Origin of the sequence: Streptomyces sp. NBC_00299 (assembly GCF_036173045.1) — a bacterium.
GTDB lineage: Bacteria > Actinomycetota > Actinomycetes > Streptomycetales > Streptomycetaceae > Streptomyces > Streptomyces machairae.
This window is the reverse complement of record NZ_CP108039.1, coordinates 4,570,334-4,585,686: the sequence shown is the minus strand read 5'-3', so window position 1 is coordinate 4,585,686 and position 15,353 is coordinate 4,570,334. Positions and strand designations below refer to the sequence as shown.

At 68.3% G+C, this 15,353-nt stretch carries 12 protein-coding genes and 1 pseudogene; 8 read left to right on the top strand and 5 right to left on the bottom strand.

What is annotated here, in order from left to right; translation table 11 throughout:
• Positions 1-19: 19 nt before the first annotated feature.
• Positions 20-2,314, bottom strand: a complete 2,295-nt coding sequence (locus tag OHT51_RS20125; protein ID WP_328880315.1) for a (Fe-S)-binding protein — start codon at positions 2,312-2,314, stop codon at positions 20-22.
• Positions 2,315-2,519: 205 nt separating this feature from the next.
• On the opposite strand from OHT51_RS20125, the gene OHT51_RS20120 reads away from it, so the two are divergent.
• From OHT51_RS20120 to OHT51_RS20100, 5 genes are all read left to right on the top strand, one after another.
• Positions 2,520-3,584, top strand: a complete 1,065-nt coding sequence (locus tag OHT51_RS20120) for an MraY family glycosyltransferase (protein ID WP_328880314.1) — start codon at positions 2,520-2,522, stop codon at positions 3,582-3,584.
• 94 nt (positions 3,585-3,678) lie between these two features.
• Entirely contained in the window at positions 3,679-5,529 is a 1,851-nt protein-coding gene (gene dnaK / locus OHT51_RS20115; RefSeq protein ID WP_328880313.1) for a molecular chaperone DnaK, read from the top strand.
• The gene (gene grpE, locus OHT51_RS20110) at positions 5,529-6,173 is read left to right on the top strand and encodes a nucleotide exchange factor GrpE (protein WP_328425405.1); all 645 of its coding nucleotides are present in this window, start codon (positions 5,529-5,531) and stop codon (positions 6,171-6,173) included. Before dnaK ends, grpE begins: the two co-directional genes overlap by 1 nt.
• Positions 6,174-6,215: 42 nt before the next feature.
• Positions 6,216-7,406 carry a molecular chaperone DnaJ gene (dnaJ, locus tag OHT51_RS20105; protein WP_328880312.1) on the top strand — a complete coding sequence of 397 codons (1,191 nt, stop codon included), beginning with the start codon at positions 6,216-6,218 and terminating at the stop codon, positions 7,404-7,406.
• 5 nt (positions 7,407-7,411) lie between these two features.
• Entirely contained in the window at positions 7,412-7,858 is a 447-nt protein-coding gene (locus OHT51_RS20100; protein WP_037706704.1) for a heat shock protein transcriptional repressor HspR, read from the top strand.
• A gap of 91 nt (positions 7,859-7,949) precedes the next feature.
• Here OHT51_RS20100 and OHT51_RS20095 read toward each other — a convergent pair whose 3' ends face one another.
• Entirely contained in the window at positions 7,950-9,617 is a 1,668-nt protein-coding gene (locus OHT51_RS20095) for a PA14 domain-containing protein (protein ID WP_328880311.1), read from the bottom strand.
• A gap of 122 nt (positions 9,618-9,739) precedes the next feature.
• Positions 9,740-10,255 carry a hypothetical protein gene (locus OHT51_RS20090; RefSeq protein ID WP_328880310.1) on the bottom strand — a complete coding sequence of 172 codons (516 nt, stop codon included), beginning with the start codon at positions 10,253-10,255 and terminating at the stop codon, positions 9,740-9,742.
• 304 nt (positions 10,256-10,559) lie between these two features.
• Between OHT51_RS20090 and OHT51_RS20085 the strand changes: the two genes are divergently transcribed.
• Together OHT51_RS20085 and OHT51_RS20080 are read left to right on the top strand one after the other, a co-directional pair.
• A complete protein-coding gene (locus OHT51_RS20085) occupies positions 10,560-11,690 on the top strand; it encodes a sugar ABC transporter substrate-binding protein (protein ID WP_328880309.1) in 1,131 nt (376 codons plus the stop codon).
• Positions 11,691-12,294: 604 nt separating this feature from the next.
• Positions 12,295-13,341: a helix-turn-helix transcriptional regulator gene (locus OHT51_RS20080; protein ID WP_328880308.1), complete on the top strand. Its 1,047-nt coding sequence runs from the start codon at positions 12,295-12,297 to the stop codon at positions 13,339-13,341.
• On the opposite strand, the pseudogene OHT51_RS20075 reads toward OHT51_RS20080, so the two are convergent.
• Both OHT51_RS20075 and OHT51_RS20070 read right to left on the bottom strand, forming a co-directional pair.
• Positions 13,304-13,490 (bottom strand): annotated as a pseudogene (locus OHT51_RS20075) (helix-turn-helix transcriptional regulator); the annotation flags it as partial. The gene OHT51_RS20080 and the pseudogene OHT51_RS20075 sit on opposite strands and share 38 nt — an antisense overlap.
• Positions 13,491-13,553: 63 nt before the next feature.
• A complete protein-coding gene (locus OHT51_RS20070) occupies positions 13,554-14,555 on the bottom strand; it encodes a helix-turn-helix transcriptional regulator (RefSeq protein WP_328880307.1) in 1,002 nt (333 codons plus the stop codon).
• A gap of 323 nt (positions 14,556-14,878) precedes the next feature.
• Here OHT51_RS20070 and OHT51_RS20065 point away from each other — a divergent pair, with 323 nt between their 5' ends.
• Positions 14,879-15,214, top strand: coding sequence for a hypothetical protein (locus OHT51_RS20065; RefSeq protein WP_328880306.1), 336 nt, complete (start codon positions 14,879-14,881; stop codon positions 15,212-15,214).
• Positions 15,215-15,353: the final 139 nt, after the last annotated feature.

Below are 15,353 nucleotides of genomic sequence, written 5' to 3'. Positions count from 1 at the left end.
AGGACTGCCGTAGCGGGTGCTACTTGACCGGCTGGGGCTCCGGCTCGCTCTCCGCCTCGGCGCTGCCCGCCGGGGGCTCGTCGTCAGGGACCGGGGTCTTGACCGACTCCAGCAGCAGCTGGGCCACGTCGACCACCTGGATGGACTCCTTGGCCGTGCCGTCGTTCTTCTTGCCGTTCACGGAGTCCGTGAGCATGACCAGGCAGAACGGGCAGGCCGTCGAGACGATGTCCGGGTTCACCGAGAGAGCCTCGTCGACGCGCTCGTTGTTGATGCGCTTGCCGATCCGCTCCTCCATCCACATCCGCGCACCACCGGCGCCACAGCAGAAGCCGCGCTCCTTGTGGCGGTGCATCTCCTCGTTGCGGATGCCCGGGACGCTGGCGATGATCTCGCGCGGGGGCGTGTAGATCTTGTTGTGCCGGCCCAGGTAGCAGGGGTCGTGGTAGGTGATGATGCCCTCGACCGGGGTCACCGGGACCAGCTTGCCCTCGTCCACCAGGTGCTGGAGCAGCTGGGTGTGGTGGATGACCTCGTAGTCGCCGCCGATCTGCGGGTACTCGTTGCCGATCGTGTTGAGGCAGTGCGGGCAGGTGGCGACGATCTTCTTGGCCGACTTGGGCTTGCGTGACTCCTCGGTCACCTTGCCGTCGTCGTCCATCTCCTCGCCGAACGCCATGTTCAGCGCCATGACGTTCTCCATGCCGAGCTCCTGGAACAGGGGCTCGTTGCCGAGGCGGCGGGCGGAGTCACCGGTGCACTTCTCGTCGCCGCCCATGATCGCGAACTTGACGCCCGCCATGTGCAGCAGCTCCGCGAAGGCCTTGGTGGTCTTCTTGGCGCGGTCCTCCAGGGCGCCGGCGCAGCCGACCCAGTACAGGTACTCGACCTCGGTGAGGTCCTCGATGTCCTTGCCGACGACCGGCACCTCGAAGTCGACTTCCTTCAGCCACTCCAGGCGCTGCTTCTTCGCCAGGCCCCAGGGGTTGCCCTTCTTCTCCAGGTTCTTGAGCATCGTGCCCGCCTCGGACGGGAACGCGCTCTCGATCATCACCTGGTAGCGGCGCATGTCGACGATGTGGTCGATGTGCTCGATGTCCACCGGGCACTGCTCGACGCAGGCGCCGCAGGTGGTGCAGGACCACAGGACGTCCGGGTCGATGACGCCGTTCTCCTCGGCGGTGCCGATCAGCGGGCGCTCGGCCTCCGCGAGGGCGGCCGCGGGGACGTCCTTCAGCTGCTCCTCGGACGCCTTCTCCTCGCCCTCCATCGTCTTGCCGCCACCGGCCAGCAGGTACGGCGCCTTGGCGTGCGCGTGGTCGCGCAGCGACATGATCAGCAGCTTGGGGGAGAGGGGCTTGCCCGTGTTCCAGGCGGGGCACTGCGACTGGCAGCGGCCGCACTCGGTGCAGGTGGAGAAGTCCAGCAGACCCTTCCAGGAGAACTGCTCGACCTGGGAGACACCGAAGACGTCGTCGTCACCGGGGTCGGTGAAGTCGATCGCCTGGCCGCCGGAAGTCATCGGCAGCAGTGCGCCCAGCGAGGTCTCACCGGCGGCGTTGCGCTTGAACCAGATGTTCGGGAACGCCAGGAAGCGGTGCCAGGCCACACCCATGTCGGTCTTCAGGGCGACCGTGATCATCCAGATGAACGAGGTCGCGATCTTCAGGCCGGCGAAGAAGTAGGTGAGGTTCTGGAGCGTGGAGATGTCCATGCCCTCGAACCACGACACCACCGGGTACGAGATGAAGAACGAGGCCTCGTAGCCGTCCACGTGGTGCTGGGCGCCCTCAAGCGCGTGCAGCATGAAGATGCAGACGCCGACGATCAGGATGACGCTCTCGACGAAGTACGCCTGGCCGGTGTTGGACCCGGCGAAGCGGGACTTGCGGCCCGCCTTGCCCGGCCGGCTCAGCTGGCGGATCACGATCAGCGTGAGGATGCCGAGAACCGTCATGGTGCCGAGGAACTCGACGAAGACGTTGTACGGCGCCCAGTCGCCGATGATCGGCAGGATCCAGTCGGCCTTGAACAGCTGGCCGATGGCATTGACGATCGTCAGCAGCAGCGAGAAGAAGCCCACCGCCACGAACCAGTGCGCGACACCCACGATGCCCCAGCGGTTCATCCGGGTGTGGCCGAGGAACTCCCTGGCCACGGTGACGGTGCGCTGCACCGGCTCGTCCGTGCGGGTGCCCGCGGGCACGTTCTGGCCGAGCCGCATGAAGTTGTAGATCTGAAGGATGGCGCGCGCGAACAGGGCCACGCCGACCACGATCAGAACCAGCGACACGATGATCGCGGCGAGTTGCATTTCGGGGCTCCTCGGGCCTGCGAGGGGGTGGTTCGAGGGGGTCCTCGACATTACTAAGCGGTAACTTATGCAGTCCGTCTGAGACTACCCCCATCTTCAACCGCACTGTAGCCAGGCGCGGAGTGATGTGAGTCGCTGAGGGTTGCCTTAAGAACCGATCGTGTTATTCATCCCGAAATGGTATATACGGCACTAATCTATCCCCGTGCTTTACGGGATCGCCGCCGCCACCACCGCCCTGCTGCTCGCCGCCCTCCTCGCGGCGCTCCTCCGGCTGCCCGCCCTGCGCTTCGGCATCCTGGACCGCCGGCGCCAGCGGCCGACGCCCCTGCTCGGCGGTGTCGCCGTCGCGCTCGTGACCTGCCTGGTGGCCGCCGCCGGGGAGTGGACGCGGTTCGCTCCGCTGGGCTCGGAGATCATGCGGCTGGTGATCGCCGCGGGCGCCGTCGCCGCGCTCGGGCTGGTCGCCGACGTGCGACGGGTGAAGGCGCGGTTCCTGATCGGCGGTACGGCGGTGGCGGCGGCCTGCGTGGTGCCGTACGGCGACACCGGGATCCTGCTGGGGCTGGTGGCCGTGGGCTGGATCGTTCTCGTGGCCATCGGGTTCAAGGCGCTCGACCATGCGGACGCCCTGGCCGGCACTGTCGGGGTGCTCACCGCCTTCGGTGTCGGGATCTGCGCGGCGGCCGAGGTGATGGACGAACTCGCGGTGCTGCTCAGCGTGCTGGCCGCCGCGCTGACCGGGTTCCTCATGCACAACTGGCATCCCGCGCGGATCGGGCTCGGTGCGTGCGGGTCGCTGTTCGTCGGGTTCGTGCTGGCGGCGTCGGCCGTGATGACCCGGGCCGGGCACGATCCCTTGTCGAGCGCGGCCGTGCTCTACTCGCTCACCTCCCTCGCCACCGCCGACGTACTCCTCGTGGCGCTGTCCCGCCGGCTGGCCGGACGGCCGCTGCTGCGGGGCGGGCCCGACCATCTCGCCCATCGTTTGCGCCGCGTCGGCCTCACCCCGCAGGGTGGGACCGTCCTGCTGGGGGTCGCGGGCTTCTCCGGGGTACTCGTCGGCGTCCTCGTGCACATGGGATGGATGGCGCCGTCCGCGGCGTTCTGGGTGGGCGTGGGTGCCCTCGTCACCGTCTTCGCGATGCTGCACATCAAGCCGTACGGGCCTCGGCGTCAACCCTATTTTCCCGTAGGGGGTGCGGTTCGCCCGCCCGCGCAGGCCACATCGTCGCAGGTCGGAGCCCAGTTGCGTGTAAGGAACGGATAAGAGTTGAGTGAGGTCGACTCAGCTCTGTTGACCGGTTGCGAGCCGTCGTGCACACTTGAGTCCGTTCCACTCAAGTCAGCTGGAGGAATCAACCATGGCACGTGCGGTCGGCATCGACCTGGGCACGACTAACTCCGTCGTCAGCGTTCTGGAGGGCGGCGAGCCCACCGTCATCACCAACGCCGAGGGTGCCAGGACCACGCCGTCCGTCGTCGCCTTCGCGAAGAACGGCGAAGTGCTGGTCGGCGAGGTCGCCAAGCGTCAGGCGGTCACCAACGTGGACCGGACCATCAGGTCCGTGAAGCGCCACATGGGCACCGACTGGAAGACGGAGCTCGACGGGAAGCCCTTCAACCCGCAGCAGATGTCCGCCTTCATCCTGCAGAAGCTGAAGCGGGACGCCGAGTCCTACCTGGGCGAGAAGGTGACCGACGCGGTCATCACCGTCCCGGCGTACTTCAACGACTCCGAGCGCCAGGCGACCAAGGAGGCCGGCGAGATCGCCGGTCTGAACGTCCTTCGCATCGTCAACGAGCCCACCGCGGCCGCGCTGGCGTACGGCCTCGACAAGGACGACCAGACGATCCTCGTCTTCGACCTCGGTGGCGGCACCTTCGACGTGTCCCTCCTGGAGATCGGCGACGGCGTCGTCGAGGTGAAGGCCACCAACGGTGACAACCACCTCGGTGGCGACGACTGGGACCAGCGCGTCGTCGACTACCTGGTGCAGCAGTTCAAGTCCGGTCACGGCGTGGACCTCGCCAAGGACAAGATGGCCCTCCAGCGTCTGCGTGAGGCTGCGGAGAAGGCCAAGATCGAGCTGTCCTCGTCCACCGAGACCTCGATCAACCTGCCCTACATCACGGCCTCCGCCGAGGGCCCGCTGCACCTGGACGAGAAGCTCACCCGGGCTCAGTTCCAGCAGCTGACCGCGGACCTCCTGGAGCGCTGCAAGACCCCGTTCTTCAACGTCATGAAGGACGCCGGCGTCTCCATCAACGAGATCGACCACGTCGTCCTCGTCGGTGGCTCCACCCGTATGCCCGCCGTCGCCGAGCTCGTCCGCGAGCTGACCGGCGGCAAGGACGCCAACAAGGGCGTCAACCCGGACGAGGTCGTCGCCATCGGCGCCGCCCTGCAGGCCGGTGTCCTCAAGGGTGAGGTCAAGGACGTCCTGCTCCTCGACGTGACCCCGCTGTCCCTCGGTATCGAGACCAAGGGCGGCATCATGACCAAGCTCATCGAGCGCAACACCACGATCCCGACCAAGCGGTCCGAGATCTTCACGACGGCTGAGGACAACCAGCCGTCCGTGCAGATCCAGGTCTACCAGGGCGAGCGCGAGATCGCGGCGTACAACAAGAAGCTCGGAATGTTCGAGCTCACGGGCCTGCCGCCGGCCCCGCGCGGTGTCCCGCAGATCGAGGTCGCCTTCGACATCGACGCCAACGGCATCATGCACGTGACCGCGAAGGACCTCGGCACGGGCAAGGAGCAGAAGATGACCGTCACCGGTGGCTCCTCGCTGCCGAAGGACGAGGTCAACCGGATGCGCGAAGAGGCCGAGAAGTACGCGGAGGAGGACCACGCCCGCCGCGAGGCCGCCGAGTCCCGCAACCAGGGCGAGCAGCTCGTCTACCAGACGGAGAAGTTCCTCAAGGACAACGAGGACAAGGTCCCCGGCGAGGTCAAGACCGAGGTCGAGGCCGCCGTCGAGGAGCTGAAGACCGCGCTCAAGGGCGAGGACACCGCCGAGATCCGCACCGCGACCGAGAAGGTCGCCGCGGTCTCCCAGAAGGTCGGCCAGGCCATGTACGCCGACGCCCAGACCGCGCAGGGCGCCGCCGGCGGTCCCGAGGGCGCTGCCCCGGGCGGCAAGGCCGCTGACGACGACGTCGTCGACGCCGAGATCGTGGACGACGAGCGCAAGGACGGTGCCGCGTAATGACGGAGGAGACCCCGGGCTTCGAGGAGAAGCCCGACGTCCCCTCCGGCGCGACCCCTGACGACGCCGAGTCGAAGGCCGCCCCTCAGGAAGGGGCGGCCCCGGCCGGGGACGGAGCAGCAGACCCGGGCCTGGTGGCCCAGCTGGACCAGGTGCGTACGGCGCTCGGCGAGCGCACGGCGGACCTCCAGCGGCTCCAGGCCGAGTACCAGAACTACCGCCGCCGCGTGGAGCGGGACCGGATCACGGTCAAGGAGATCGCCATCGCGAACCTCCTGACCGAGCTCCTGCCCGTGATCGACGACATCGGCCGCGCGCGTGAACACGGCGAACTCGTCGGCGGATTCAAGTCCGTCGCGGAGTCGCTGGAGACCGTCGCGGCGAAGATGGGACTGCAGGCGTTCGGCAAGGAGGGCGAGCCCTTCGACCCGACGATCCACGAGGCCCTGATGCACTCCTACGCGCCGGACGTCACCGAGACGACCTGCGTGGCGATCCTGCAGCCCGGGTATCGCATCGGCGAGCGCACCATCCGCCCCGCGCGGGTGGCCGTCGCCGAGCCCCAGCCGGGCGCGCAGACCGTCAAGGAGGAGTCTGCCGAGGCGGCCGACGACAAGGAGAGCGGTGGCCCGGACGAGGGCTGACGTTGAACTGACGAGGGACTACGGGAAGGGGGTACGTCGAGGATGAGCACCAAGGACTTCATCGAGAAGGACTACTACAAGGTCCTCGGCGTCCCCAAGGACGCCACCGAGGCCGAGATCAAGAAGGCGTACCGGAAGCTCGCCCGCGAGAACCACCCGGACGCCAACAAGGGCAACGCCAAGGCGGAGGACCGCTTCAAGGAGATCTCCGAGGCGAACGACGTCCTCGGTGACCCCAAGAAGCGCAAGGAGTACGACGAGGCTCGCGCCCTGTTCGGCAACGGCGGCTTCCGCCCGGGGCCGGGCGGCGCGGGCGGCGGCAACTTCAACTTCGACCTGGGCGACCTCTTCGGAGGCGGCGCCCAGGGAGGCGGCGGCCAAGGCGGAGCCGGCGGCTTCGGCGGCGGACTCGGGGACGTCTTCGGAGGCCTGTTCAACCGCGGCGGCACGGGGACGACCCGTACCCAGCCCCGGCGCGGCCAGGACATCGACACCGAGGTCAACCTCAGCTTCACCGAGGCGATCGAGGGTGCGACGGTCCCGCTGCGGATGTCCTCGCAGTCACCGTGCAAGGCCTGCGCGGGCACCGGCGACAAGAACGGCACGCCGCGGGTGTGCCCGACCTGTGTCGGCACCGGCCAGGTGGCGCGGGGCTCGGGCGGCGGCTTCTCCCTCACCGACCCGTGCCCGGACTGCAAGGGGCGCGGGCTGATCGCCGAGCACCCCTGCATGGACTGCAAGGGCAGCGGCAGGGCGAAGTCGTCCAGGACCATGCAGGTCCGCATCCCGGCCGGGGTGTCGGACGGCCAGCGCATCCGCCTGCGCGGCAAGGGCGCACCCGGCGAGCGCGGCGGCCCGTCCGGCGACCTGTACGTCACCGTGCACGTCGACGCGCACCCGGTGTTCGGCCGCAAGGAGGACAACCTCACGGTGACCGTCCCCGTGACCTTCACGGAGGCGGCCCTCGGCGGCGAGGTCAGGGTCCCCACCCTGGGCGGACCGCCGGTCACCCTGAAACTGCCGCCCGGCACACCCAACGGCCGCACCATGCGGGCGCGGGGCAAGGGCGCGGTCCGCAAGGACGGCACCCGCGGCGACCTTCTGGTCACCGTCGAGGTGAGTGTTCCGAAGGACCTGACGGGGAAGGCTCGTGACGCACTCGAGGCGTATCGCGAGGCGACCGCGGATGAGGACCCGCGGGCGGAGCTGTTCCAGGCCGCGAAGGGAGCATGAGTCAGATGGACGGTCGTCGACGCAACCCGTATGAACTGACCGAGGAAACCCCGGTCTACGTCATCTCGGTGGCGGCCCAGCTGTCCGGCCTGCACCCGCAGACCCTGCGCCAGTACGACCGCCTGGGCCTGGTGTCTCCGGACCGCACCGCGGGCCGGGGGCGCCGCTACTCGGCCCGCGACATCGAGCTGCTGCGCACCGTCCAGCAGTTGTCGCAGGACGAGGGCATCAACCTCGCCGGCATCAAGCGCATCATCGAACTGGAGAACCAGGTCGCCGCGCTCCAGTCCCGGGTGGCCGAACTCCAGGCCGCCGTCGAAGGAGCCGCGGCGGCGATGCAGCAGCGCGAGGCGGCGGTACACGCGTCGTACCGCCGCGATCTGGTGCCGTACCAGGAGGTGCAGCAGACCAGCGCGCTGGTGGTGTGGCGGCCGAAGAAGGCCAAGGACTGACCAGGTTGTCCGTACGTGCGGAAGGGGCCCGGAGGCGCGACCTCCGGGCCCCTTCCTGCGTTTCCGGTGTTTCCCGTGTGCGTGACCGAGATCAGCGGCCCACCATGAACTCCAGCCAGGAGCCGCGTTCACCGATGCCGCCGTAGACGTCCACGGCGAACACGCTGATCATGCAGGGCCCGTTGTAGGGCGGCGTCCACTCGATGGTGCCGGTCGTCGACATGCCGCCGAGACCGCTGTCACCGCACGCCCCGGAGATGGTCCACGAGTATCCCTTCAGCAGTCGTCCCTCGTCGCCCGCGCCCGGTTTGGCGGTGACGATGATGGGGTGCCGGGTGCCGCCGGAGGAGACCAGGGTCAGCTGCGGCTGGGCAGGCCCGGTCGCGGTGGCCGGGGTCAGTCTGTCCACGACGAGGTCGGCGGAGGGCATCGAGTCGGCACCGGTGCCGTCGACGGTGGCCACGTAGTAGTACGCCTTGCCCTTCGGAGCGGTCCGGTCCTCGTACGATGCCGTCGAGGAGGCGCCCAGCAGCGACCAGCCGCCGTTCGCCTCGGTCCGGCGGTAGACCCGGTAGGAAGCGGCCGCGGAGTCCTCTGCCGGGCTCCAGCGCAGCCGCGTCATCGAGTCGCCGAGCGTGCTCGTGAGGCCGGTGGGAGCGGCCACGGTGGAGGCCACGGGACGGGTGACCACCCCGGGGTCGGAGACGGGGGCGAGGTTCCCGGCGGCGTCGACGGCCACCACCTCATAGCTGTAGCGCAGCCCCGCGGGCGCCACGCTGTCCGTCCAGGACGTGCCGAAGACGATCGCCGGACCGTCCATGTCCGACTGGGCGCCCTCGGCGCCCCACACCTCGTAGTGGTGCACGTCCTTCGACGGCGAGGCCTTCCACGTGAGGGAGTTGCCGGCGGTTGTCCCGAGCGCCGACACGGTCTCGACCCGCGCCGGGGCCGTCCTGTCGACCGTGGTGACGCTCTGGTCCACCGTGCCGGACGAGGAGTTGCCCGCCTTGTCGTGGGCGCGGACCTCGTAGTAGTACGTCTCGCCGGTCACCGGGAGGGTGGTGTCGGTGTACGAGGTGGAGGTGGTCGTCGCGAGCGCCGTGCCGCCGAAGGACGTGCCCTTGAGACGCCGGTAGAGGCGGTAGCCGGCGAGGTCCATCTCCTTGTTCTTCGCCCAGGTGACCTTGGCCTTGCCGGTGGTCCTGTCGTACGCGACCGAAGGCCCGGTCGGGGTCAGCGGCTCGACCTTGTCGACGGTCGCCGAAGTCCGGGGCGTGTAGCCGAACTTGACGTTGGACGTGCCGGTCCAGTTGACGTAGTCGATACGCAGGGTGTGCTTGCCGGCCGGGACGGTGACGTTGACCGTCTTCTTCGCGGTCGTGGACACGTTCTTCCACAGGTCGACCTTGCGGCTGCCGTCGAGGTGGACGCGGATTCCGTCCTGGGTGGCGGCGGTGAAGGTGAAGGGGCCGCCGGAGCCGAAGTCGCGGGTCAGGGTCCAGCGGACGGAGAAGTTGTCCTTGGGGAGTCCGGAAGCGGGGGCGCCGGTGCCCCAGTTCTGGTCGACCGCCGTGTCGCAGTCGGTCTTCTTCGGCGTGCCCGTGAAGGCGGTGTTCGCGAAGAACTGCCGCTTGAAGACCGGTGACGTGCAGGTCACTGCGGCGGACGCGGGGGCGGCGAGAGTGGTGAGCAGGCCGCCCGCGGTGGCGAGCACGATGGCGGTCGCGGTGGCCGCGGTCGTGCGTCTGGCTGGGTTCATGCGGTCCTTCGGTCCGGTTCGGCGACGGCAGTGATCAACCGTCGCCGGACAGGACCGGTCGGCCCGCCAATTGGTTGTACCGGAAGATGGTTGTACTGGGATGCGGCGATGCCACCGCCTCGTCAGGGAATCAGATCCCCGATCGCATCCACGACCAGCATCCACATCGGCTGCGCGCCCGTGCCGAATCCGGCTGCCAGGGCGTGGCCGAGGCCCACGTCCAGGGCCTCCGGAGCCGCGTCCTCCTGCCACTCGGCCGCGACCTCGCCGTTGCCCTGGGAGGTGAACTCGCCCAGGCGCCGGCCGTCGCGCAGGAGACGGCTGTCCGGCACGGAGTCGGGCAGCAGCCGCCAGACGTGGCCGGCGTGCCGGACGTCGACCGCGTACGAACGCCGGGTCAACCGCCCCTTCGCCGGGCGCACCTGAGCCTCCTCGCCGTCCACGGTGAGCGTGAGCCGGTCAGCGGCCCGAGTACCGACGGGGATGTGCTCCTCGGCCTCGGTACCGGCGGACCGGCTCAGCACGATCCGCGGCACGGCCGCGCCCTCGACGACGACTTCGCCGCGCTCGGTGTCCAGCCGGACGGTCAGCGTGCCGAACTGGCCGTCCTCGACGAGGGTTTCGGTGATGACGCTCATGCGGGTGATCTTCGCAGGCCGGGGTCGAGACGTTCTTCCGGAGGTCGGCCTCGCGGCTGCCGTCGAGGTGGATGCGGATTCCGTTCCGGGTGGCGGCGGTGAAGGGTGATCCGGGTTCGGTGGAGGGGGTGTAACGGCCGTTGCGATATGTTTCGCCATGTCTTTACATGATCAGCGGAGCGTGGTGTTGCGCACTCGTTAAGTGATTCCGCTTGACGCTGGGGGCGGTCGGCGCGTTGTCTTTTCAGACATCTGGGCGCAATGGCGCGCCCGTGTCCCGAAGGCACCAGAAGTGAGCTCCTCTATGCGTCCCTTGCGCCCCCTGCGCCGCACCGCCACCGCCGTGGCCGCCGCGTCCACGATGACCCTCTCGCTGGCAGCGTGCGGGGCACTGGGCGTCACCGGGGACAGCAGTGAGGCGAGCCCGACCAAGGGCGACGACGTCACCGTGGGGCTGCTGCTGCCGGAGACGGCGAACACGCGCTACGACAAGTTCGACTACCCCATCATCAAGAACAAGGTCGCGGAGCTCACCGACAAGCAGGGCCAGGTCGACTACCGCAATGCGGACGCCGACGCCGAGAAGCAGGCGAACCAGCTCCAGCAGATGATCAACGACCAGGTCGACGTGATCCTGCTGGACGCCGTGGACGCCCACGCGATAGCCGACGGCGTGCAGAAGGCCAAGGACGCCGGCATCCCGGTCATCGCCTACGACCGCCTCGCCGAGGGACCGATCGACGCGTACGTCTCCTTCGACAACGAACTGGTCGGCGAGGTGCAGGGCCGCTCCCTCATGGAGGCCATGGGCCCGAACGTCGACTCGTCCGACAAGATCGTCATGATGAACGGGTCGCCCACCGACCCGAACGCCAAGCAGTTCAAGGCGGGCGCCCTCTCCGAGCTCAACGGCTCGGTGGACATCGCCAAGAGGTACGACACCAAGGACTGGAAGCCGGAGAACGCCCAGGCCAACATGACCGAGGCGATCAAGGCCATCGGCGCGAACAACATCAAGGGCGTCTACTCCGCCAACGACGGCATGGCGGGCGGCATCATCAAGGCCCTGCAGGCCGAGGGCGTGACCGACCTGCCGCCGATCACCGGACAGGACGCCGAACTGGACGCCGTCCAGCGGATCCTGAGCGGCGAGCAGTACATGAGCGTGTACAAGTCGTACCCGCAGGAGGCCGAGAGCGCCGCGGAGATGGCCGTGGCCAAGGTCCAGGGCAAGGACATCCAGTTCGACTCCCTCACCCAGGACCAGGTCGACAGCCCGACCGCCAAGGACATCCCGGCCCTGCTGGTCCCGGTGGTCGCCCTGACCAAGAAGAACGTCAAGCAGACGGTCCTCGCCGACGGGATCTACGAGCTGTCGGAGATCTGCGCGGGCGAGTACAAGTCCGCGTGCGCACAGGCCGGGCTCACCGAGTAGGGCGCGGACACGGCTCACCGGACAGGGCTCGTCGGTCTTCCGACGGGCCCTGTCTCGTGTCCGGTGCGTGGTGCCGTCGTCGACGGTCAGTCGACGGTGAAGGGTCTGCTTTGCGAGTGCGTTCGACCGACTTGACCGGGTCGCTCGGGTTGATCGGGGCCGCTCGGGGTGCCGAGGACGGCGGCTCGTCGTCGGCGTTCGCGAGTGTGACCTCGCTCGCCCTGGCCGCCCTCGAAGGTGTACGGCGCCCCCTGCCGGTCATGGCCCGGCCGCCCCGCGTTCGGCCGACGCGGTTTGCAGCGCGCAGCGCAAAGGCCGGTATGACACCCCCAGCTTGTTGCAACTCGACGGACGGAGGCCGTGAAAAACCGGGGCGTACCGGTGTTTTACGGCGGCCTTCCCGGCGGGAGCCGTGTTGCGGAGCACGGCCGGTCCGCGCATAGTTGCGCTGCGGAAGCGCGAGCGAACCGTTGGCCCGATGGGCCGAGCACGGTGGGTCTGTCGACCAGGGCCACGCCCGGCCCGGGTGTCCCGGCAGAGGTCGACACCGCGCTCCGGAGGTGAGCGAGCCGGCGAAGGGCAAGAACCGGGGGTGGATGGGGCGATGGCCGGGCACGGGACCGAGGAGCATCCCCACGGTGCCGACCGACTGTGCGACGCAGGGGATCGCGTGTATTCCCGGGCCGTACGGCGCGGCCGGGTGCAGCGCCAGGACGCGGAGCCGGTGCCCTGCCTGCTGGAGCTGGCGCTGCTGCATCCCGACCCCGACGACATGGACTGGCTGGTGCCGACCTCCCCGCAGGAGGTCATGACCCGGCTGCTGCGCGGGGTGTACGACGAGGTCAGCGCGAGCCAGCGGCGCGTGGGTTCGGCGGTGGCCGCGTTCGAGTGGTACGCCGGGCTCGGCCCGCAGCCGCCGGCCGCGGGTGTGGAGGGCTCGGCGATTCGGGTCCTGGACGGTGACTCCCGTATTCAGGGCGCGCTGGACGAGGCGACTCAGGCGTGCGCGACGGAGGTGCTGACAGTCCAGCCGGGCGGGATCCGCCCCGAGCACGAGCTGACGGAGGGCGTGCACCGAGCCTTGGCACTGCGCGGGCGAGGCGTGCGGATGCGTGACCTGTACACGCATGTCGCGCGCCACGGCCAGGGTTTGCTCAACTACCTGGAGTTGATGGGCGATTCCGTCGAGGCGCGCACGCTGGACGAGGTGATCGACCGCCTGATCGTCTTCGACCGTACGGTCGCCTTCATCCCCGCGAACGCAGACCGCACGGTGGCGTTGGAACTGCGCCACCCATCCCTGGTCCACTATCTGGGGACGGTCTTCGAACGCTTCTGGCGCCTGGCGATCCCGCTCTCGGCCCCGCTGCCGGACACCGGCATCGAGGGCATCTCCCACCGTGAGCACTCCATCGCGGCGCTCCTGGCCGAAGGGCATCAGGACGCGGTGATTGCAGAACGGCTCGGCATAAGCGTCCGCACCTGCCGTGCCCATATCGCCCGGCTCTCGGAAACACTTGGGGCGGCGAGCCGAACGCAACTGGGCGTCCGCATCGCCCAAGTGGGCTTGGACGGGCCGCCGTTGACCAGGGACGTCGCACCGTCGACGTCACTCAGCCTTCCTGATCAAGGATTCCCGACTGCCCGATGAGGTAGCCGAGTTGAGCGCGACTCTCACTGCCGAGGGTGGCGGCGGGTTTGGCGATGTGGACGCGGGCAGCGCCACGGGCGGTCGACGACGGTGGCCAAGTAGGTGATCAGGGCAGGCTGACGGACTTCCAGGGCGAGCGTGCCATCTTTGTGATGCATGGGCCATGACCTCGGTCTCGCACAGTTGTTCTAGGTCGTGCGTATGCGCTTCGGTCACGCATGGCTGTCTCCTGCTGATGGCGAGTGATCCTCCAGGATGCCCGACTGAGCTATGAGGTAGCCGAGTTGGGCGCGACTGCCGCTCCCCAGGGCTGTAGCCAGCTTGGCTATGTGGGCTCGGCAGGTGCGGACGTTCATCCCCAGGCGGCGCGCTATGGCCTCGTCGACATGACCCTCGACGAGGAGCTTGGCGATGGAATGCTGAATGTCCGTGATGCCGTCGGGGGCGGTCTCGTAGGGGGCGCCGGCGTTCAGGGGGACGGCTCGGCTCCACATGAACTCGAACACCTTGATCAAGTAACGGACGAGCCCGGAGTGACGCAACTCGAGGGCGACCTGCCGGTCATCGCTGGTGGGGATGAACGCGACGGTTTCGTCGCAAATGATGAGGCGCTCGACCAGTTCGTCGATCGTGCGGTACTCCGCCTTCCCGTCGGCGAAGTGGTCCACCCAGGCGAGCCTCTCGGGGCTGTATCGGGCAGTGTGCTGATAGAGGGTCCGGATCCGTACCCCCCGTTCGATCAGCGGCTTGTCGCGCTCCAAGGCCTCCATGAGTCTGCGCTCCGGGTGGCGGTGGCTCGGCTGAACGGTGAGCATCTCGTTCTGGCACTGGGCCGTCGCGAGGTCGAGCGCGCCGTTGATCCGGTCGAGCCCCTCCAATACGGTGATCGAGTGCGTGGACGCCGTTACCTGGGCGCTGAGCGCCATGAACGGCTCGAAGGCGTTGGCCAGCTCGATCGACAGCTGCCTGCGTTCCGTGATCTCGCGCTCTATGGGGTTGAGTCGCTGGGCCAGGGCGACCGATGGGGGAACCGGGCGCAACAGGTTTGCGTCATCGGGGTCGGGGTGGAGCAGGCCAAACTCCATGAGGCAGGGGGCGGGCTCCAGGTCCGCACGGGCGATATGTCCCGTGCGGAGTGCGTTCGTATAAAGACGGCGCCCTTCCTCACACAGCTCGGTAGCGGCATGGGGATGTGTCACCTTCGTCCGATTCATTGCCAAATCTCCACCCCCCAGGGTCCTGAACATGCAGGAACATGATGCATCGATTGTGTGGCCATGACGTGCCTGAATGAGCCATCGTCTTACTTGACGGGGGAGAGGGGACCTTCAAGTGAGGACGAAGCCGACTATGCGTAAGAGAATGCTTCGCTCGGTGCTTGTCGCCGCCTTCTCCGCCGTTGTGGCCTTTGGATCTCTGAGTGGCTTCTCCGGTGCGAAGGGTGACGTACGGGCGGACAGTGCCTGGTCGTTGACGGCCAGTAGTGCGGCTGCGAGCAACAACGTCTCTGTCAACGATGACAGTGCCTGGAGTTGACGTGACCACCCCACCCGACGACCGCTCCTTCCGCCGAGAAATGGCCACTGCCTACCGCTCCGGATGGCACTTCATCGACCTGGTCACCGCGATCCCCCACTCCGGTGACTCGTTGATGGTGACCGTCTTCGGAGAACCGGTGGTCGTCACGCGGGACGACGACGAGGACGTACGGGCCTACCGGTGTCTGCGACGGCCTCGGGGGGCGCCGCAGCCCGTCAGGTGTGCCATCCGGTACGGAATGATCTTCGTCAATCTCGATCAGCGCGACCACCGCCTGGTGGAACCGGAGACCCCGGCCCCAAGGACCATCTCAGCCACCCCCCGCAGTGCCTGACGCGATTCCCCCGTCGTAACAGATCGCTCAGGTGCTTCCCCCCGCAGCGGCGTCACCGTGACCTGAACACGGTGACGCCGCTGCAGTTTCCGGGCGACATTTCCCCGTATTCGCCTGTTCCGCCGGTGGCCGAAACCGG